This window comes from Variovorax sp. PMC12, assembly GCF_003019815.1.
Lineage (GTDB): Bacteria > Pseudomonadota > Gammaproteobacteria > Burkholderiales > Burkholderiaceae_C > Variovorax.
This window is the reverse complement of the sequence record NZ_CP027773.1, coordinates 190,176-210,530: the sequence shown is the minus strand read 5'-3', so window position 1 is coordinate 210,530 and position 20,355 is coordinate 190,176. Positions and strand designations below refer to the sequence as shown.

Annotated in this window: 17 protein-coding genes; 6 read left to right on the top strand and 11 right to left on the bottom strand. The window is 66.2% G+C overall.

The features are described from left to right. Positions 1 to 10 precede the first annotated feature (10 nt). From C4F17_RS01060 to C4F17_RS01025, 8 genes are read right to left on the bottom strand one after another with little or no spacing between them, the layout of a single operon-like run. On the bottom strand, positions 11 to 925 hold the full coding sequence (locus C4F17_RS01060) for a LysR family transcriptional regulator (protein WP_106933957.1): 915 nt from the start codon (positions 923 to 925) through the stop codon (positions 11 to 13). 27 nt (positions 926 to 952) lie between these two features. Further along, positions 953 to 1,288 carry a ferredoxin gene (gene fdxA, locus C4F17_RS01055; RefSeq protein WP_106933956.1) on the bottom strand — a complete coding sequence of 112 codons (336 nt, stop codon included), beginning with the start codon at positions 1,286 to 1,288 and terminating at the stop codon, positions 953 to 955. Between the two features lie 28 nt (positions 1,289 to 1,316). After that, positions 1,317 to 2,093 (bottom strand): enoyl-CoA hydratase-related protein, encoded by a 777-nt coding sequence (locus C4F17_RS01050; protein ID WP_081267178.1) that lies wholly within the window; start codon positions 2,091 to 2,093, stop codon positions 1,317 to 1,319. Further along, a complete protein-coding gene (locus C4F17_RS01045) occupies positions 2,090 to 3,259 on the bottom strand; it encodes a CaiB/BaiF CoA transferase family protein (protein ID WP_106933955.1) in 1,170 nt (389 codons plus the stop codon). The genes C4F17_RS01050 and C4F17_RS01045 overlap by 4 nt, the downstream gene beginning before the upstream one ends. Then, entirely contained in the window at positions 3,256 to 4,638 is a 1,383-nt protein-coding gene (locus C4F17_RS01040) for an FAD-dependent oxidoreductase (protein ID WP_106933954.1), read from the bottom strand. The genes C4F17_RS01045 and C4F17_RS01040 overlap by 4 nt, the downstream gene beginning before the upstream one ends. A 52-nt stretch (positions 4,639 to 4,690) precedes the next feature. Then, complete coding sequence (locus tag C4F17_RS01035) at positions 4,691 to 5,554, bottom strand: ABC transporter permease (RefSeq protein WP_106933953.1); 864 nt, start codon at positions 5,552 to 5,554, stop codon at positions 4,691 to 4,693. Positions 5,555 to 5,564: 10 nt separating this feature from the next. Continuing rightward, positions 5,565 to 6,347, bottom strand: a complete 783-nt coding sequence (locus C4F17_RS01030; protein WP_081267182.1) for an ABC transporter ATP-binding protein — start codon at positions 6,345 to 6,347, stop codon at positions 5,565 to 5,567. A 6-nt stretch (positions 6,348 to 6,353) separates the two neighbouring features. Further along, positions 6,354 to 7,385, bottom strand: coding sequence for an ABC transporter substrate-binding protein (locus C4F17_RS01025; protein WP_106933952.1), 1,032 nt, complete (start codon positions 7,383 to 7,385; stop codon positions 6,354 to 6,356). A 469-nt stretch (positions 7,386 to 7,854) separates the two neighbouring features. On the opposite strand from C4F17_RS01025, the gene C4F17_RS01020 reads away from it, so the two are divergent. The 4 genes from C4F17_RS01020 (at position 7,855) to C4F17_RS01005 (ending at position 14,897) form a co-directional block, all read left to right on the top strand. Beyond that, entirely contained in the window at positions 7,855 to 10,605 is a 2,751-nt protein-coding gene (locus tag C4F17_RS01020; protein WP_106933951.1) for a type VI secretion system Vgr family protein, read from the top strand. Between the two features lie 17 nt (positions 10,606 to 10,622). After that, positions 10,623 to 12,392, top strand: a complete 1,770-nt coding sequence (locus tag C4F17_RS01015) for a LysM peptidoglycan-binding domain-containing protein (RefSeq protein WP_106933950.1) — start codon at positions 10,623 to 10,625, stop codon at positions 12,390 to 12,392. Next, positions 12,352 to 12,936, top strand: a complete 585-nt coding sequence (locus C4F17_RS01010; protein WP_199851995.1) for a hypothetical protein — start codon at positions 12,352 to 12,354, stop codon at positions 12,934 to 12,936. Before C4F17_RS01015 ends, C4F17_RS01010 begins: the two co-directional genes overlap by 41 nt. 113 nt (positions 12,937 to 13,049) lie before the next feature. After that, a complete protein-coding gene (locus C4F17_RS01005; protein WP_106933948.1) occupies positions 13,050 to 14,897 on the top strand; it encodes an ATP-binding response regulator in 1,848 nt (615 codons plus the stop codon). A 12-nt stretch (positions 14,898 to 14,909) separates the two neighbouring features. On the opposite strand, the gene C4F17_RS33270 is transcribed toward C4F17_RS01005, so the two are convergent. The 3 genes from C4F17_RS33270 to C4F17_RS00990 form a co-directional block, all read right to left on the bottom strand. After that, positions 14,910 to 15,485 (bottom strand): hypothetical protein, encoded by a 576-nt coding sequence (locus tag C4F17_RS33270; RefSeq protein ID WP_234382470.1) that lies wholly within the window; start codon positions 15,483 to 15,485, stop codon positions 14,910 to 14,912. Between the two features lie 92 nt (positions 15,486 to 15,577). Next, positions 15,578 to 16,225, bottom strand: coding sequence for a response regulator transcription factor (locus tag C4F17_RS00995; protein ID WP_081267187.1), 648 nt, complete (start codon positions 16,223 to 16,225; stop codon positions 15,578 to 15,580). 53 nt (positions 16,226 to 16,278) lie between these two features. Beyond that, on the bottom strand, positions 16,279 to 16,767 hold the full coding sequence (locus C4F17_RS00990; protein WP_106933947.1) for a MarR family winged helix-turn-helix transcriptional regulator: 489 nt from the start codon (positions 16,765 to 16,767) through the stop codon (positions 16,279 to 16,281). A 46-nt stretch (positions 16,768 to 16,813) separates the two neighbouring features. On the opposite strand from C4F17_RS00990, the gene C4F17_RS00985 reads away from it, so the two are divergent. Next, positions 16,814 to 18,319, top strand: a complete 1,506-nt coding sequence (locus tag C4F17_RS00985) for an FAD-dependent oxidoreductase (protein WP_106933946.1) — start codon at positions 16,814 to 16,816, stop codon at positions 18,317 to 18,319. Positions 18,320 to 18,421: 102 nt separating this feature from the next. Continuing rightward, entirely contained in the window at positions 18,422 to 20,074 is a 1,653-nt protein-coding gene (locus C4F17_RS00980) for a GMC family oxidoreductase (protein ID WP_106933945.1), read from the top strand. Positions 20,075 to 20,355: the final 281 nt, after the last annotated feature.

Here is a 20,355-nt window from a genome sequence, read left to right as displayed (position 1 = left end):
CCACCCGCGTTCACACGGCGGCGGCTGCGATCTCCAACTGGGTCAGCCGGCGCGCCATGCGGCCGACGAAGTTCTGCGTCACGTGCGGCAGCACCCGCTGCGACGGCACCACGATGCCGACCTGCAGCTGGTCGAGCGCCGGCAGCTCGAAGGGCCGCCAGATCAGGTCGCCGCGCTTCAGGTCTTCGATGAAGGCGATTTTCGAGAAGCACGAGATGCCCTTGCCGGCCATGATCAGCCGCTTGAGCATGGGCGTCGAATTGCAGGTGGCGGCCGGCTCCATGTCGTCCCAGAACGCCGCGAACTCGGGCGACAGCGCGGCGCTTATGACCGGGTGCGAGCTGGATCGTAGGAACGGATAGCGCGCGCACTCCTTCAGCGACACGCGCGCGTGGTTGGCCAGCGGATGGCCCGGCGGCATCACCACGCCGATGGGCAGGTTGGCCAGCGCCACCGCCGCCACGCCGCCGGGCAGCCGGCTCACGAAGGTCATGCCCACGTCGACCTGGCCCGACATCACCATCTGGGGCACGTCCATCGGCTGCACGGCGGTGATGGTGTACGTGACGGCCGGGAACACCTGCAGGAAGTCTTCCACCGCCGAAGGCAGCAGCTCCTCGAAGAACGAGTCCATGGCCGCCACCTTCACGTGGCCGGTGCGCTCGCCCTTGAGCGCGTCGAGCTCGGTGCGCATCACCTGGTACTGGTGCAGCGTTTCCTGCGCGTGCTTGAGCAGGCGCTCGCCGGCCGCATTCAGGCGCAGGCCGTTGGGCATGCGGTCGAACAGCTCCACGCCCAGCTCGTCTTCCAGCTTGTGGATCTGCCGGTTGACCGCGCTCGCCGCGACGTAGAGCCGCTCCGAAGCCTTGCGCACCGAGCCGCAGCTCGCCACTTCGATGAAGTATTTGAGGATGCTGGCGTGCATCAGCCGGCCCTCCCTCGCGCGCAGGCCTCATACGGCCGGCCTCGCGCGTTCCAGGGCGATGCCGGGGTGGTCGCAGGCCACCGGCCCGGTGTCGGCCGCCCCGCCGGGCGAGCCGAGCCCGCTGACGCCGGCCGCGAAGAAGTCGCGGTTGATGGCCGTGAAATGTGCCATTTCGGGCGGCAGCCGAAGGTCTTCGTAGATCGCCTGGGTGGGGCAGGCGGACACGCAAATGCCGCAGTCGATGCATTCATCCGGGTGAATGTACAGAGTGCGCTCGCCTTCGTAGATGCAATCGACCGGACAGCACTTGACGCACGCGCCGTCCTTGATGTCGATGCAGGCGCCGGTGATGACGTGGGGCATGGCACGTACCTTCGCTGACGCGGCCGGCCTAGCGGCCCAGCCACTGCGGCTTGCGCTTCTGCTGGAAGGCCAGCACGCCCTCGTCGGCATCCTGCGACTGCAGTGCCGCCACCAGCGCCGGCAGCCGCATGCGGTGCGCCTCGGCCGGCGCCAGCGTGCCGGTGCGGCGCACCACCTGCTTGATGGCCTTGAGCGACAGCGGCGCGCAGGCCAGCATCTGCTGCACCCAGCGGTTGACGGCCGTGTCGAGCTCGGCGCGCGGCACCACCTCGTTGACCAGGCCCATTTCCAGCGCGCGCTGCGCCTTCACCCGCTGGCCGGTGAGCATCATGCCCATGGCCTGGCGGTAGGGAATCTGGCGCTGCAGCAGCAGCATGCCGCCGTCCAGCGGGAGCCGGCCGACCAATGGCTCGGGCAGGCCGAAGCTGGCCTCCTCGCAGGCCACGACGATGTCGCAGCCCAGCACCATCTCGAAGCCGCCGCCCAGCGCGAGGCCGTTGACGCGCGCGATCACCGGCACGTCGAGCGTCTCGCGCAGCGCGATGCCGCCGAAGCCGCCTGGCCGCGCCGCCGCCCAGTAGTCCACGCCCTTGAGGTTGGAGGTGTTCTTCAGGTCGGCGCCGGCGCAGAACGAACGCTCGCCCGCGCCGGTCAGCACCACGGCGCGGATGTCGCTGCGCGACTCGATGTCGCTCCATATGCGCTGCAATTCGGCCTCGGTCGGCAGGTCAACCGCGTTGAGCACATCCGGCCGGTCGATGGTGACCGTGGCGACGTGGTCGATGACTTCGTAGAGCACGCTCATGCATCGGCCTCCTCGATCAGCGCGCGGGCCTCGGCCAGCACCTCGGCCGTGTGCTGACCGAGCCTGGGCGGCGCGCGGCGCAGGCCGGCCCTGGCGCCCGACATGTGGATGGGGCTGGCAATGAACTTCAGCGCACGGCCCGACGGCGTGCCGCCCTCGAGGATCATCGCGTTGTGCAGCGTCTGCGGATCGACCAGCGCCTCGCGCATTTCGCGCACCGGGGCTGAGAGCAGGTCCTGCTCTTCGAGCTTCGCAAGCCAGTGCTCGCGCGTGTTGCTCGCAAAGCGCTCGTGGAAGATCGCATGCAGCGCCGCCTTGTTCTCGAACTGCGCCGACAGCGTGGCGTAGCGCGCGTCGAGCGACAGGTCTTCGATGCCCAGCGCGGTGCAGATGTCGCGCAGCGGGTTGGCCTTGAAAGCGCCCACCAGCACCAGCGGCCCGGTCTGCGTGTCGAACACGCCCGACAGCGGCATGGCGGCCCAGTTCACCTCGGAGTCTTCCATCATCACCATGGCCGCCTCCTGCATCTGCATCGCCAGCATGGAGTTGTAGAGCGACACCGAGATCTTCTGCCCCTCGCCCGTGCGCTCGCGCTGCAGCAGCGCCAGCAGGATGCCCTGCACCATGTGCATGCCGGCGGTGTAGTCGGCCAGCGCAGTCGGGTAGATCGACACCGGCACCGAGGCGTCGGCGCGACGCGCCATCACGCCGGTGAGCGCCTGGGCCAGCACGTCCTGGCCGCCCTTGTGGGCGTAGGGGCCGGTCTCGCCGAAGCCGGTGCCCACCGCGTAGATGATGCGCGGGTTGAGCCGCTTGCAGTCTTCGTAGCCCAGGCCCAGCCGCTCCATCACGCCGGCGCGGAAATTGTTGGTGACCACGTCGGCGCCGGCGATCAGCGCCTTCACCAGCTCCATCTGCGCCGCGTCGCGCAGGTCGATTTCCACGCTGCGCTTGTTGCGGTTGAGGCTGCAGAAGATCGGGTTGTCTTCACCCGCCACCGGCGCGAAGGTCGAGCGGCTCAGGTCACCCGCGCCCTTGCGCTCGACCTTGATCACGTCGGCGCCGTGGTCGGCCAGCATCTGCGTGCAGACCGGGCCCATCATGACCTGCGTGAAGTCGATCACGCGGATGCCGTCCAGAGGCAGTGCATCGGCAGCGGTCGTCATGCGGCCTCCTTCGCGAAAGAACGGGCGATGGCCGGCACGTCGGCGTTCGGCCCCTTCTGGTCGCCGGGGTCGGCGCCCTGGGCGCGCAGCGTCTTCTGCAGCTTCGCGATGTCGACCTCGCGCACCGTCACGCCGGCGTTCAGGGCCAGCGCCGCGGCGGTGCCGGTGGCCTCGCCCATGGCCATGCAGGGCGGAATCTCGCGCGAGATCTTCTGCGCCGCCGAGGTGGCCGAGTAGTGGCGCCCGGCCACCAGCAGGTTCTCGACGCTGCGCGGCAGCAGCGTGCGGTAGGGGTAGTAGTAGTCGCGCCCGCGCGCCACGCTGTCCTCGAAGCGCGTGCGCTGGGCCACGTCTTCCTTGGTCATCACGTAGGCGCCTTCGAGCAGTCGGGTCTGGCGGATGCCGGTCTGCGGTGCCATGTCGATCAGCACGCACTTCGAGAAGCCCGGCAGATGGGCACGCACGAACTCGATCACCTTGTGGATGGTGGCGCGGCCCTGCACCTCGGCGCGCGTCAGGTCGCTCACCTTCAGGCCGTCGAGCCCCGGCATGTGCGGGCAGTTGCACCACACCACGCCCGGCAGCGGCGTCTTGAGCCACCATGCTTCCCAGGCGCCGCCGAGCATGTGCTTGATCTCGCGGTCCAGCGCCTGCCAGGCCGCGGGCTCCTCGCGCTCGAAGCGCTCGGCTTCCTCGGTGTCGACGCCGCCGAGGCGGAACACCGTCGTCACGATGTAGCTGCCGCTGATGTGCGGCGCGCCGGCCGATGCCGCCACGTCGAGGTCGCCGGTGGTGTCGATCACCACCTTGCCCAGGATGGCTTCGCGCCCGCCCTTGGTTTCGCAGACCACACCCCTGACCTTGCCGTCTTCCACCAGCGTGCGCGAGAACCACGAATGCAGCCGCAGGTCGATGCCGGCCTGCAGCACCATCTCCAGCGACGTGCGCTTCCACGCATCGGGGTCGAAGGCGGCGGCGAAGCAGATGGGGTGCGGCTTCTCCTTGCTGTGGAAGTCGTAGGTGCCCCAGCGCTTCCAGCGGCGCACCGATTCGGGCAGCGTGCCCCAGTCCTGCTGGCGCGGGTACTCGGCCAGCCCGAGCGCGGACATGCGCTCGATCATTTCCAGGCAGATGCCGCGAACCGAAATCTCCTGCTGGTGGCTGTCCCACATGTCGTCCAGCACCAGCACCATGCCGCCCGAGGCCAGGCCGCCCAGGTGGTTGTAGCGCTCCAGCAGCGTCACGCTCGCACCGTTGCGCGCTGCGGCCAAAGCCGCGGCCTGCCCGGCGGGGCCGCCGCCGACCACCACCACGTCCGATTCGGCTGCCACGCGAACGTCGTGCGCGGGCTCCTGCATCCAGTCGCCAATACGGCTCATAGAAATCTCCTGTTGAAATGTATGGTTGTGTTTTTGGAATGCGCCCGAACGGTCAGGGCGCGGCCTCCGGCTGCCAGCGGATGACCCAGCGTTCGGCCAGCGTCACGAGCAGGAAGAACAGGCCCGAGAGCGTTGCGCTCATCACGATCGCGGCGTAGAGCAGCGGCGAATCGAAGTTGAAGGTGGCCTGCAGAATCATGGCGCCGATGCCCACCGTGGCACCCACCCATTCGCCCACCACCGCTCCGATCACGCACATCGACGCCGCGATGCGCAGGGCCGAGAACAGGTAGGGCAACGCGTTGAGCAAACGCAGGCGAAAGAAGATCTCGGTCTTGCTGGCCGACAGCACGCGCATCAGCTCCATCGCCTGCGGGTTCACCGACTCCAGCCCGCGCACCATGTTCACCAGCGTGGGGAAGAAGCACACCAGCGCGGCGATGGTGATCTTCGGCTCCACGCCGTTGCCCATGATGAGCACCAGCACCGGCGCCTTGGCCACCAGCGGCACGGCGTTGAACATCAGCACCACCGGAAAGAAGATGTCCTGCAGCGTCTTGTTGTGCACGAAGACCGTTGCAACGGCGATGGCCGCGAGGTTGCCCAGCACGAAGCCGCCTGCCGCCTCGAAGGCCGTGGGCAGCAGGTTGTCGAGCAGCACGTCGCGCTTGGCGTACAGCGTTTCCAGCACGGCCCACGGCGTGGGCGCGATGAAAGGCTTGACGCCGAACGCGACGATCACCAGCCACCACAGGGCGATGAGCCCGACGATGCCCAGCGCCGGCAGGATGCGGCGGCGCCAGATGCGCTTCTGCCGGGCGGCGGCCCAGGCCAGGTATTCGGGATCGGCCGAGGGCGGCGCGCCGATGGTGCCCGGCGCCCCGGGCACGGTCGTATCGATGGAACGGGTATTCATGGCTTCGGCCTCAGCAGGTTTCCAGCACGCGCCGCAGGTGGCTCGTGAGTCGGACGAACTCGGGGGTCTCGCGCATTTCGAGCGTGCGTTCGGCGGGCAGCTCCACCGGCACGATCTCGCGCACGCGGCCGGGGTTGGCGGCCAGCATCAGCACGCGCTGGCCGAGGAAGGCCGCTTCGTGGATGCTGTGGGTGACGAAGAGGATGGTCACGCCGGTCTCGCGCCACACGCGCAGGATCTCTTCGTTGAGCCTGTCGCGCGTGATCTCGTCTAGCGCGCCGAAGGGCTCGTCCATCAGCAGGATCTTGGGGTCGCTGGCCAGTGCGCGCGCAATCGACACGCGCTGCCGCTGGCCGCCCGACATCTCGTGCGGAAAGGCGTTCAGGCGGTCCTTCAGGCCCACCAGCTCGAGCAGCTCCCGCGGCGAGCGGCGGCCCTTGCGGCTTGCGCCGCCGCCCACCTGCAGCGGCAGTTCCACGTTCTGCAGCGCGGTGCGCCAGGGCAGCAGCGCCGCGTCCTGGAACACGAAGCCGATGTCGCGGTTCTTGCGCGCGGCCTGCGGCGTGGAAGACAGCACCTCGATGCGGCCCTTGCTCGGCTGCAGCAGGTCGGCCACCACGCGCAGGAAGGTCGACTTGCCGCAGCCCGAGGGGCCCAGCAGCGTGAGGAACTCGCCCTGCGCCACGTCGAGGTCCAGGCTCTTGATGGCGGTGACGTCGCGGCGCTCGGTGAAGAAGCGCACGCCGATGTCGCGGCAGGCGATGGCGGGCGGTGTACTGAGAACGGCGGCCATGGCGCGTCAGCCCTTCATGGCGCGCGCGGCGGCGGTGGCCTTGAGCGCGTCGAGCGAGATCACGTCTTCCACCTTCGGCGTGCGCGCGGTGAACTGGCCCAGCTCCGCGTAGGTGTTGATCTGCTCCTGCCACACGGCCGGGTCCATCGCGCCCCAGCCCTGCGTCTGCGCGAGGCCGCCGAAGGCGTATTCGAGCATCGCGTCGACCGCCACGCGCTCGTCCTCGCGCTTGAGGTTCGGGTACTCCTTCACCAGCATGTCGACCGACGCATCGCGGTTGGCGCGCACGTAGTGCCAGCCCTTGGCGGTGGCGCGCAGGAAGGCCTCGATGACCTTGGGCTGCGTCTCCAGCGTCTTGGTCGATGCGTAGTAAGGCAGCGCATAGAGGCGCACACCCGCGTCCCACTGCGTGAGCGAGGCGATGTCGGGGCCCAGCACCTTGATGGCGGTGGTGTTGGTGAGCCAGCCCGTCACCACGTCGACCTGGCCGGTGAGCAGCGGCGACATGTCGGCTCCGATGGAGACCACCTTGACGTCTTTCTCGGCGATCTTGTTCTTGGCCAGCAGCGCGCGCAGAAGAATGGCCGCCGTCGAAGGTATGCCCACGCGCTTGCCGATCAGGTCGGCCGGCTTGCGCACCGGGTTCCTGGCGAGCGAGAAGTAGGTGTAGGGGTGCTTCTGCGCGCCCACCGCGAAGCACTTGATCGGCAGGCCCTGCGACACCGCCAGCATGATCGACGGGCTCGACGACACCTGCCCCACCTCGTAACGGCCCGAGGCGATGATGGCCACGCCGTCGATGTTCGGGCCGCCGGGCTGGATCGCGAAGTCGATGCCTTCCTGCTCGTAGAAGCCCATGCGCTTGGCGACCACTTCGCCGATCTGGTTGCCGCCGACGATCCAGCCCAGCTGCATGTTGATGCGCGCCTTGCCCTGCGCGAAGGCGTCGACCGAGAGCAGTCCGCCGGCGGAGAGCCCGCTCGCGATGAGCGACGTCTTGAGAAGGCTGCGGCGACCCGGGTCGCGGAGGTTGGCCATGTCGGATTCCTTTTCTTCGATGCGATGAGGTGAAGTCGTTCGGCTCTTGTGTGCCGCCTTGCGATGCGGACGAAGGCATGTGAGGCAGCGAGGCGAATGCTAGGAGTGCGGTGCGCGCGCACCAAGCACCGTTTTTCGCAACGGGCGAACTAAAAAATAGTTCCCCTCGCGCGCGCCCAGCGACATTGCGGTGCATGCGGCACGAGCGCATGCACCAGCTTCGGGAAAACCATGAGCACGCGACGAGCCTGCCGCCCCGCGCACATTCGGCTCACACAGATTGCCAATGCTTGCAGGCGCACACAGGCACGTGTACTCATTCACGAATCCGCGGCGTATCTCGCAACGGGCACCGGGGAAACCCCGAGCGCTTTCATACTCCGCAAAAACCAATGGCCGATTGCGACTGAAGCGGCCGCGATATCAGGGAGGAACCACCAATGTCCATCTTCGATGGCCCGGCTTTGCCATGACGCGCCGGGTCACCATTCAAACGCCGTTGGGAGAGGCGCTCCAGTTTCACCGGCTGGCGGGGCGCGAGGCATTGAGCCGGCTCTACGACTTCGAAGTCGACCTGCTCGGCAACAGCAACGGCATCGACGCGAAGATGCTGCTCGGAAAGCCCTCCACCGTGGCGGTGCAGACCGAGAGCGGCGGCACGCGCTACCTGGGCGGCATCACCGCGTTCTTCGGGCTGGCCGCAGAGGACGCCCGCCAGAGCTTCTACCGCATGAGGCTGCGCCCGTGGCTGTGGCTCGCAACGCTTCGAAGCGACTTCCGCATCTTCCAGGACAAGTCGGTTCCCCACATCCTCGCCGAAGTGCTCGGCCGCTACGGCTATCCGGTGGAGCAAAGGCTCAGCCGCGAATACCGGGTGCGGGACTACTGCGTTCAGTACCACGAGAGCGATTTCTCGTATGTCTCTCGCCTGTGCGAACTGGAAGGCATCTGCTACTACTTCAGGCACGAGGCGCAGCGCCATGTTCTGGTGTTCGCCGACGACATCGCAGCCTCGCACGACCCGCTGCCGGGCGGCGAGACGGTGCGCTTCCATCCGTCGGAGAAGGCGGGCATGACCGGCGGCAACCGCGCCAACCCGGGCGAGCGCATCTTCGAATGGAAGCCCGGTGAAGAAGTGCGCTCCGGCCTTCACTTCACCGACGACTACGACTTTCTCAAGCCCGCGGCCGATCTCTCGAGCCAGCGGCAAGCGCCAGCCGGGCACACGCACGACGACTTCGAATGCTACGAATGGCCCGGCGGCTATACGCAGCACGACGACGGCGAGATCCACACGCGCATTCGCACCGAAGAGCAGCTGAGCGAACGCTGCGTCGCAAGCGGGCGCTCGAACAGGCGCGAACTGGCGCCGGGCCATGTCTTCGAACTCGCCAATCACCCGAGGGACGACCAGAACCGCAAGTACCTGCTGACCAGCGTCGAATACGAACTGCAGGAAAACATCCAGGCCAGCGAAGGCGCGGGTGCCGGCGAAGGTTCCGTCCAGCGCTTTGCCTTCGAAGCGCAACCTGCCGACCATGCATGGCGGCCCCGGCGCGTCACGCCGAGGCCTCGCACGCGGGGGCCGCAGACAGCCATCGTGGTCGGCCCGAAGAACGAAGAGACGTGGACCGATCGGCACGGCCGCATCAAGGTGCAGTTCCACTGGGATCGCCTTGGCGCGCGCAACGAGAACTCCAGCTGCTGGGTGCGCGTGTCGATGTCCTGGGCGGGCGACACCTTCGGCACGGCGGCGTTACCCCGCGTCGGGCATGAGGTCGTCGTCGATTTCCTGAACGGCGACCCCGACTGCCCCATCGTCACCGGGCGCGTGTTCAACGCCACGAACATGCCTGCATGGCGCCTGCCCGACCAGGCGAATCTGTCAGGCATCCGCAGCCGCGAACTGCGTGCCGACGACGGCTCGGGCCGTGCAGGTGGCGCGCGCGGCAACCACCTGGCACTGGACGACCACCCCGGCAAGATCCAGGCGCAACTCAAGAGCGATCACCTCTGCAGCAGCCTGAGCCTTGGCCACATCGGGCGCATCGACGGCACGGAAGGCCGCGCGGACGACCGGGGCGAAGGCGCGGAACTGCGCACGGACGGCCATGCGTCGGTTCGCGCCGCCAAGGGACTGCTGCTCACCACCGAGGCGCGCCCCGATGCGCAAGCGCACATCACCGACCTCGGGGAGACCGTCGCCCGCCTGACAGCGGCGCGCGACCTGCACGAACGCCAGAGCCGGACCGCGCAGGAGGCCAAGGCGCACGAAGCGGGCGACCAGGACGTGGTCACGCAAGCTCTCAAGGAACAGAACGACGCCATCAAGGGCGGCTCGGAACACGGCGCGTTTCCCGAGCTCCGCGAGCCGCACCTCGTGCTCGCCAGCGCGGCCGGCATCCAGAGCACCGCAGCCGGCGCCACCCACATCGCCAGCATCACGCACAACGCACTGAGCAGCGGCGGCCACACCAGCATCAGCGCGGGCAGGAGCTTCCTGGTCAGCGTCAGGGAAGCCGCGCGCCTCTTCGCCTACAAGGCCATCCGCCTGACAGCCGCCACCGCCGGCATCGACATCGTCGCCCTGCAGAACAGCATCAACCTGCTGGCCAGGCTCGACATCAAGCAGGAGGCCGACAGGATCAGCATCACCGCCCGGGAAGAGATCGTGGTCAGCGGCGGCGGCAGCTTCACCAGGTGGAACCGCGCCGGCATCGTGCATGGCACCCAAGGCCTGTGGCGTGAACATGCGCGCACCCACAGCTACGCCGGCCCGATGGACATGGCCAAGCTCCAGCGAATGGAAGGCGTGAGCCACGACGACAGGTACAGCGTGCGCTTCGCGCCGCTGGGCAGCGACGAAGTGTTCGGGCACATGGCCATGACCGGCCTGCCCTACCGGATCGTCGACGAGAAGCAGCAGACCAGGGCCGAAGGCGTCATCCCCGAGGACGGCCGGCTGCCCCGTATCGAATTCGACACGCCCGACGAGGCCGTGCTGATCGTGGGCGAGGAGGCCTGGGCCTGGAGCGAGGTTCCGACGACCAGCACGCGTGACGACGACTCCGATGCAGCCGGGCCCGAGGACAGCGACGGTCTGGACGACGACCCGCCGGCTCTCGAGGGCTCGAAGTACGCACCGCCCGGGGGGAGCACGGGTCCCGACCACTTTCTCTCCGAGTCCTCCGTGCAGGCTTACCTGAACGGGCTGGGCTGAACAGCAAAAAAACGACCATGTCCAAGCTGATATCCGCTACCTACCACCCCAACATCGAAGTCGCCGAGTTCATCTGCGAAGACGGCCGGCACCTGCTGCGCTCGGGCGGAACGCTGCCATGGCGCATCAACAACCCCGGGGACCTGACAGCCCGGATGGTGGACGGCCTGCCTGCGCCGAAAAAAGCGCGGGGCTACGTCGGGTTCGCCACCACCCGATCGGGCAGGACATTCCTGATATTCCCCGACGAAGACGCAGGTCGAGCCGAGCTGAAGGCGAACCTGAAGCGCATGCACGGCGAACGGACCATTCCGGAGGCCATTCCCGACTACGCGCCCAAGCACGAGAACAACACCGGGAAATACATCGACGACCTGCTCAGGACGAGCGGCATCCCGGCCAACAGGAAGATCAACGAATGCACCGGCGCCGAGATTGAAAAGATCGTCGACAGCATCGCGACGATCGAAGGCTTTCACGCACGGCCGGAAACCCGCAAGGAGACATGGGTGGCCGTGAGCAGGATCAACGCGACAGATGGCAGCCAGCCCCTGCCTGATGCGGAAATCATTCTGCAGAGGGAAAACGGCGAGGAGAGGTTGAAGTCGGATGCCACCGGGCGGTTTCCTCCGGTGATTCATCCGGCGGACAGATCGACCGTGGCCGTCAAGGTGATCAGCCCCAAAGTCAACAAGCCGGTGCGGATTGGATCCATCGGCGGCGAGACGGGCAAGGATTTCAACCTGCTGGCGAAGTTCAGGAAATGGAAGGGCGTTGCGGGGTCGGAAAAGATCAATAGCTCTTCACCGGCAAATAAAGGACCCGTGAGCTATGTGATTCAGCCGGGCGATAGTCTCGGGAAAATCGCAAAACTATATCGAACAAGTATTGCCTCAATCAAGGAGCGCAATGGATTGCACAGTGATCTTATTTTTCCCGGCGAAATTTTATTTATTTCCGGAAATGCCAAGAAAAATGCGGGGGTTCATAGGCCATCACCACCTGCCCCATCCAGCGCAAGGACGACGGATCAGGAGCGATCTAAAGAAGGAACCGGAAAGGTTCTAGCGCTCATCAATCCGACGCTTGGCCGCGCGCCGTGGATGCCGGTTGCCATCGCGGAGGCGAAGCTCAGAGCTGGAGAAGTCGAGACCACGCTGCAAAACAAAATCAACTATCACGCGGAAATCGGCGATGGCCTCAAATCCTTGGAAGACCGCAACAATGCCTGGTGCGCGGCGTTCGTGAACTGGTGCCTGATGCGAGCAGGATATCCCATCGAAAACGCTGGCTATCCGGATCGTAAATCAGACAAGGCCCGAGCACATGGCTTCTACGAAGTATTTGGACCAAAAGAAAAATCCAAGAAGGAGGCGTCGAAGATCAGGAATCCGTTGTTTTTGGAGCTTGAAAGGCCGATATATGGTGCCATAGCCGTGGAAACCACCAAGTACGGACAAGGAATACATGTCGGATTCATCTACGCGATAAGCAAATCCGGCAACCCAATTCTGCTGGGAGGAAATCAAAATCAGAGAATAAATTTCTCGGCATTCACGTCGACAATACCAGAAATCCCTACGCCGCCAGACAGGAAAAATCGAAATATCAAGCCCTTGGGGGCTGCAAAGAATTTCAAATATCTCATTCCGACCGCCTACTTCGAACAGTCAAAGAAGGATCTACTCGCGCCAGGACTCGAAATTCAAGATGCAGACGCGCTCAACGAGTCGATGAATATCATAAATGAAAAGCCCAAAAAATCGAAAAAACCATCCATCGACTAAACCCGAAAAAATCATGTCATTTTTTATTCGAAACATTCGATTTGCCTTACTTCTTTTCGCAGGTGCCTTGGCCATTTCTTCAGTATCGGCGGGGTACGTCTACGGCCCCTACGCCGTCTGGGTGAATCTGGACCAATCGGCCGAAGGAAAGGTGGTCGAGCAGAAAATTGAACAATTCTTTAGCGACGAAGCGACAACTTGCAACGGCAACTGGATAGTGGGGCAATCTCGGCTTTACATGAAGAAGCGCCCAAAGAATATCGACAATGAATTGGTTCAGAAAGTGTTTCTGAAAAAGGATTGGAGCAGCCAAAAGAAACTGCAGAAAATTCTTAAAAATTACAAGGACGAATTTATAGAAGAAGGCTTCGACGGAATAATCGTCTATCTTCGCCATGACGGGGAGGCCAAAATGATGGGAATGACAGTCGGAAAGAAGAGGATCACCTCCTACACCTTGGCCTTGAGCAGTGAGCATCCTGAGGACGGAATGATAAAAAACGTATTCTGTGGCCTGCTGCCACCCAAAACTCGAGCGCCATAGGCATGCGCCAAGTCATCTTCCACACGATTTAAACCGGCTATCGAATTCGTTCCCTGCTATTTTTTCCGGTAGCGCCTGAACACGCTCCGAAGCCTGAGTCCAGGCGAATCCACATGACTCCTTCCCCCTCCTCCCCGTCCGAATCCGAACGCATCTTCGAAGTCCAACTCTCCGTCCTCCTGCGCAGCTTCCCGTTCGCGCTGGCGGGCTCGGTCATCTCGGCCTGCGTGGTGGCGTACGTGATGCTGGCGGTCGTGCCGCGCACGCAGGTGGCCGCATGGATCTCGGCGACGCTGCTTGTCGCGGCCTTCCGGTTCGGCGCGATGCTGTATTACGCGCGGACGCGCAGCCGCCCTGGGGCGGGCGAGCGATGGCTGCGGCAGATGGTGTTCGGCAACATCGCGTCGGGCATCCTGTGGGGGTTGCCGTTCGCCTACTGGACCTTCTTCGTCCCGCTGGAGTACCAACTCTTTTTTCTCGTGATACTGCTCGGCCTGGGCACCGGCGCCACTTATTCGAACTACATGGTGCTGCCCGCCGTGTATGCGTTCGTCGTGCCGACTTTTGCGCCGACCTTCATCGCGCTCGCGGCCCAGCCTTCGGCGGTGAACCTGGCGCTGGTTTCCAGCGGCGCGGCCTATCTGGTGGCTACTGTTGCCTTCATCCATCGCATGAACCGCACGCATTTGAACGCGCTGCGGCTGGGCTATGAGAACCTGGCGCTGCTGCAGCAAGTGCGCCTTGAAAAGGAAGCCGCCGAACGCAGCGACCTGGAGAAGTCGCGCTTTCTCGCGGCGGCGAGCCACGACCTGCGGCAGCCGGTCCACGCGATGAGCCTTTTCCTGGGCCTGCTGGCAAACGAGCGGCTGTCGTCGCATGGCCGCTACCTACTGGACAACATCACCAAGGCCAGTGCCGCGATGGGGCATCTGTTCGATGCCCTGCTCAATATCTCGCGGCTGGATGCGGGCGTGATCCATCCGCGCATCCGGGGTTTTGCGCTCGACCGGTTGCTCGACCAGATCCGCACCGAATACACGCCGCAGGCCCGGCAGAAGGGACTGGTGCTGAAAGTGCGGCCCTGCGCCGCCTTCGTGCGCTCGGACCCGATGCTGCTGGAGCGCATCCTGCGCAACCTGGTGAGCAACGCCATAGCGCACACACCACACGGGCGCGTGCTGATCGGCTGCCGCAGGCGCGGCGGGGACGCGGTGCGCATCGAGGTCTGGGACACCGGCCCGGGCATTCCGCAGCACGAGCATGAACGCATCTTCTGGGAGTTCCATCAGCTGCGAAATCCCGAGCGCGACCGCGGCAAGGGGCTGGGCCTGGGCCTCGCCATCGTGCGGCGCACCGCCGCGCTGCTGGGGCACCCGCTGTCGCTGCACTCGGCCGAGGGCCGCGGCACGGTCTTCATGCTGAGCGTCGATGCGCAGCAACAAACATCGGCGCCGGACATCACCGGTGCCGAGGGCGGCGTGACAGCCGCGACGCAAGCGCGCGCACCCGTTGCCGCCACGCAAGCGCACGCGCACGCGAAGCCGGCCACGGGGCAGCTGATCCTGGTGATCGACGACGACGCGCAGAACCGCGAAGGGCTGAGGCTGCTGCTCGAAAGCTGGGGGCATCGCGTGATCGCGGCCGCCGGGCCGGACGAACTGGTCGAGCAGATAGCCGACGTACCCGGCAAGCCCGGGCTGATCGTGAGCGACTATCGCCTGCGCGATCACGAGACCGGCATCGAGGCCATCGACCGCTTGCACGAGGAATACAACGACTCTGCGATTCCCGCATTGCTGGTGAGCGGCGACACCGATCCTGCGCGCCTCATCGAAGCGGCCGCGCGTTCCATTCCGATCCTGCACAAGCCGGTGGAAGTGGATGCGCTGCGCGAGTGGGTCGACAGGCTGCTGCTCGCGGCCGACGGGAACGCTCGGCCTCGAGAGGCCGAGCCGGGTTGATGCTGTTCCTGCTCACGAAGATCTCGATGCACTTGGCGGGCGCGCCACGGCGCCGCGCCGCCGGCGAACGCCCGGGCTGGCGTGGAGCCAGCGCGAGCGAGGCGCACGGCCTGGGGATTCATCGGATCGGGAATCTTCCACGCCATGGGCCTGTGGCCGTATCCGCCGCACGGCCAGTGCGCGAGTCCGCGAAGGCGTGCCGGTCGGTCGCTGGCGCTGCGGCATCTGGTGCCGCTCGAAGCGCAGTTCCTTCTGCTTCAGGTAGTGCATGAGCACATGCGAGACCATGTTGAGGCCGAAGGTGCCGAAGGCGGCCGGGAAGATATAGAGCGCGATCGACAGCGCCGACGAGAACACCAGGTCGTCGGCCAGCGACGGCGTGGCCCGGGCCATGGTGGCCAGAGCGCGCAACAGGAAGATGTCCACGCCCGCCAGCAGGATCAGCAGGAGGCCGAAGCCCAGCACGGTGACCTTCGAGAACTCGCGCCGCACGAAGAGCATGATGAAGATGGCGGTGGGCAGCACCAGCGAACAGAGCACCAGGCCCCAGAAGCGCATTTCCGTGAATACCGTCGCGTCCGAATGCATGAGGCCAAATTGAGCCACGTGCGGAGCGGCACAAGTTGTCTGCCGGGTGAACCGCGGGTAAAGGCGGCCGACGGAAAGGGGCGCCGCGCTGCCTAGCGTGGCTTGCCCAGCATGCCGGCGCGGCGCGCCACGATCGTGGCCTGCGTGCGGTTGGACACGCCGAGCGCCGCGAAGATCGCGGAGATGTGGGCCTTGACGGTCTTCTCGGAGGTCTCCAGCCGCTGTGCGATCTGCGCATTGCGCAGGCCCTCGCACAGCAGGTGCAGCACCTCGGTCTGCCGCGCGGTCAATTGGCTCAGGCTGTCTGTCGGCATCGACAGCACCGGCAGCGGCGAAGCGCCCTGTGGCGACACATGCACCACGTTCTGCTCGCCGCCGACCACACGGCGCAGCGCATCCAGCAACTGCCGGCTGTCGGCCGACTTGTGGACGAAGCCTTGCGCGCCGGCCTCGAGCGCGGTCTCCACGTCATGCGGATCTTCGGAGGCCGACAGCACCAGGATGCGCAGCCCGCCCCTGCGCCGATGCAGTTGCTGCACCAGCGCGGCACCGCCAAGGTCGGGCAGGTAGTAGTCGGTCATGACGGCATCGAGCACTGGCAGCGCAGACAACGCCTGCAACGCTTCGCTGCCGGTACTGGCGGTTTCGATGGTCATCGACGGCTGCGCCTCCCGCAACGCGAGGCGCAGGCCCTCGCGGAACATGGCGTGGTCGTCGATCAGCAGAATCGTGGAGGGCATCCGCCGATTCTGGCCGCAAGCCGATAGCAGCTCCGGCTCATCCCTGCGCGCAGTCACTTCCCGCCCGCGGGTGCGCCTTCGATGTCCGCCGCGAACTTCTGCAGCAGCCGCACCAGGTCCTCGAAATCCTGCGGCTCCCACTTGTCGAAGATGCCGCGCGCAAGCCGTTCGCGCGCCGCATCGACGGCATCGGTCATCGCCTTGCCTTTGGGCGTCACGACCGCCTCGCGCACGCGCCGGTCGTGCGCGCCGCCCTGGCGCTCGACCAGGCCCAGGCTCTCCAGCTTCGCGACCTGCCGGCTGACCGTCGTGTGGTCGCGCCCGGCACGGTCGGCGAGTTCGACCACGCCGATGGGCCCGACCCGTTCGATGCCCACCAACAGCGGGAACAACGCGCGGTCGAGAGAAATGCCCGCTTCGCGCACCATCGCCTCGTCTCGCTGCGGACGGTTCATGACGCTTACCACGGTGAGCAACGCACCGTGCAACGCGCGCAGCTGCGCGGAGATATGTGCATCTTGCACATTTATTTTCTTTGGCATAGCATCCGCTCCTAATAGGTGCATATTACACACATCGGAGCTTGCCATGACCCAGGACTTTTCCACGGACGTACTCATTTGCGGCGCCGGCGCAGCCGGTCTCACGCTCGCCATCGACCTCGCGCGGCGGGGTGTTTCCTTCCGACTCATCGAGAAGATGGACGCGCCTTTCCAGGGCTCGCGCGGCAAGGGAATCCAGCCGCGAACGCAGGAAGTCTTCGAGGACATGGGCATCCTCGACCGGGTCGTCGCAGCCGGCGGCCTGTATCCGCCCTCGCGGGAATACCACCCCGACGGTAGCCATGTCGATTCGCCGGTGATGACGCACACGCCACCGACGCCAGCGGAGCCCTACGGCATTCCTTTGATGGTGCCGCAGTTCCTCACCGAAGGCGTGCTGCGCGAGCGGCTGGCCGAGCTCGGACACCGACCGGCATTCGGCTGCGAGCTTGTGGCGTTCGAGCAGGACGAAAGCGGCGTGGCCGCGCGGCTGGCCAGTGCGGCAGGCGAAGAGACGCTTCGCGTGCGCTTTCTCGTCGGCGCCGACGGTGGCCGCAGCTTCGTGCGGCATGCGCTGGACATCGGCTTTCCTGGCAAGACGCTGGGCGTGCGCGCGGTGGTGGCAGATGTCGTGCTGTCCGGCCTGGAGCGCGAAGCCTGGCACCGTTTCAACGAGGGCTCGATGGATGCGCAGATGTCCCTCTGCCCGCTCGCCGGAACGCAGCTGTTCCAGCTGCAGGCGCCGATACCGCTGGAAGGCGACATCGATCTTTCTGCGCAGGGCCTCTCTGCCATGGTTGCCGCGCGCACGGGCCGCAACGACATCCGGATCCACTCGGTCTTGTGGGCCTCGGCTTTTCAGATGAACGCTCGCCTGGCCGACCGCTACCGGGCAGGCAACGTGCTGCTGGTCGGCGACGCCGCGCACGTCCATCCGCCAACGGGCGGCCAGGGACTGAACACCAGCGTGCAGGACGCCTACAACCTCGGCTGGAAACTGGCGGCCGTTGCAGCTGGCGCTCCCAAGACCTTGCTCGACAGCTACGAGGAAGAGCGTCGCCCGGTTGCGGCGGAAGTGCTCGGGCTCTCCACGAAGCTGCTCGTCGATGCGAAGCGCGGCGACATGCGGCGCGGACGCGAGGTGCATCAGCTCGACCTGGGCTACCCCGGGTCGTCGCTCGCGATGGAGCAGCCGGAACGCGCTGGCAGCCGTCTGTGCGCGGGCGATCGCGCGCCCGATGCGCCGGTGCGCGGCGCCGCCGGACAACCGACGCGCCTGTTCCAGTTGTTCAAGGGTGCGCACTGGACCCTGCTGGGCTGGGAGACCGATCGCCGCGGCATCGCGCCACGGTCGGGCCTGCACATTCATACCTTCGGCGACGGGGGCGAGTTGCACGACGACGGCGGCCACTTCCGCGAAGCCTACGAACCCATGCCCGGCGATTGGGTGCTGGTGCGCCCCGACGGCTATGTCGGCGCCATCGTGGCCTCGGCCCGCATCGAGGCACTGGAGGCCTATCTGCAGGCCGTTGGCCTGGGCCTGCCGCACTGAGGGAAAACGCCAAGCCCCGCCCCCGCGTTCGTTCCTACAGTCGCATTCGTCCGCTCCACCGAGCGAGCGCAGGCGGCAAATAACAAAAGGAAGAGACACGCCATGGAATTCGACTACGTGATCGTGGGCGGCGGGTCCGGCGGCGCCACGCTGGCCGCGCGGCTCAGCGAAGACCCCGCCGTGCAGGTCTGCCTGATCGAGGCCGGCGGCGACGGCCGCGGCGTGCTGGTGCGGGCACCGGCCGGCGCGGCGGCCATGCTGTCGGGGCGCCCGCGCATCAACAACTACGCCTACCAGACCGTGCCGCAGCCGGGCCTGAACGGACGCCGCGGCTACCAGCCGCGCGGGCGCTGCCTCGGCGGCTCGAGCGCGATCAACGCCATGCTCTACGTGCGCGGCCACCCTGGCGACTACGACGACTGGGAGCGCGCCGGCTGCGCGGGCTGGTCGTTCGACGACGTGCTGCCGTGGTTCAAGCATGCGGAGGGCAACCAGCGCGGCGAGAGCGCCATGCACGGCGCGCACGGTCCGCTGCAGGTGGCGGACCAGCAGTCGCCGCGCGAGATCACGGAGGCTTTCGTGCGCGCCGCCATGGAGTGCGGCATTCCACGCAACGACGACTTCAACGGGAGCGTGCAGGAAGGCGCCGGGCTCTACCAGGTCACGCAGTTCCATGGCGGCGACAGGAACGGCGAGCGCTGCTCGGCCGCTGCGGCCTACCTGCATCCGGTGATGAGCACGCGGCCCAACCTCACGGTACTGACCGGCACGCAGGCGCAGCGCGTGCTGCTCGACGGCCGGCGCGCCACCGGCGTCGAAGTGCGCCGGGGCGGCAACATTGACACGCTCTCGGCGCGGCGCGAGGTGGTGCTGTGCGGCGGCGCGTTCAACTCGCCGCAGCTGCTGATGCTCTCGGGCATCGGCGACCCGCAGGAACTGCAGCGCCACGGCATCGCGGTGCGGCATGCGCTGCCGGGCGTGGGCCGCAATCTGCAGGACCATGTCGATTTCATCCTGTCCTATCGCACGAAGGCCAAGGGCCTGCCCGGACTGGGGCCTGCGGGGCTCTTCAATTTCGTGAAGGCCATTCCGCAGTGGCGGCGCACGGGCAAGGGCCTGATCTCGACGCCCTTTGCCGAGGGCGGCGCTTTCATCAAGTCATCGCCCGAACTGCGCCGGCCCGACCTGCAACTGCATTTCGTGATCAGCCTGGTGGACGACCATGCGCGCAAGCTGCACGGAGGTTTCGGCTTCTCGTGCCACGCATGCGTGCTGCGGCCCAACGGACGTGGCGACGTGCGGCTGCACGACGCCGACCCGGCATCCGCGCCGCGCATCGACCCGCGCTTCCTGTCGGACGCGCAGGACGTGGCGCTGCTGCTGCAGGGTGTGAAGAAGATGCGCGAAATACTGCGCGCCCCTGCCCTCGCGCCCTACCGGCACAGCGAGCTCTACACCGCGAACGTGCAGACCGACGAAGAGCTGGAGCGGCACATCCGCGCGCGCGCCGACACCATCTATCACCCGGTGGGCACCTGCAAGATGGGCACTGACGCCATGGCCGTGGTCGACGCGAAGCTGCGCGTGCACGGCATCGCGAACCTGCGCGTGGTCGATGCCTCGGTGATGCCGACGCTGATCGGCGGGAACACGAACGCGCCGACGATCATGATTGCCGAGCGTGCGGCTGACTGGATGCGGGGGCCGATCACTTTTGACCGTGCTGTGCAGGATGCTCGGTCTCTTGTTGCTTGATGCTTGTGCGTTGTTCGGGGGTGCGTGCACAGGCCACCGGGTACTCCCCTCCGCGAATGTCCCCCGGGCTTCGCCCTCCTCCTTTATTTCGCTGCGGGGAGCACCCGGCGCCCTGTGCACGATGGACGCGGCTCTGGTGCCTGCCGATCAACCAGTGCTCTGAACGCTCACGCCGATGGGGTGCCTTGCGCAGCGAAATAAAGGGGGAGGCCGCAGGCCGGAGGACATTCGCGGAGCAAGGTACCCCGTCGGCGTGAGCGCGCCCAGAACAAACACAACCA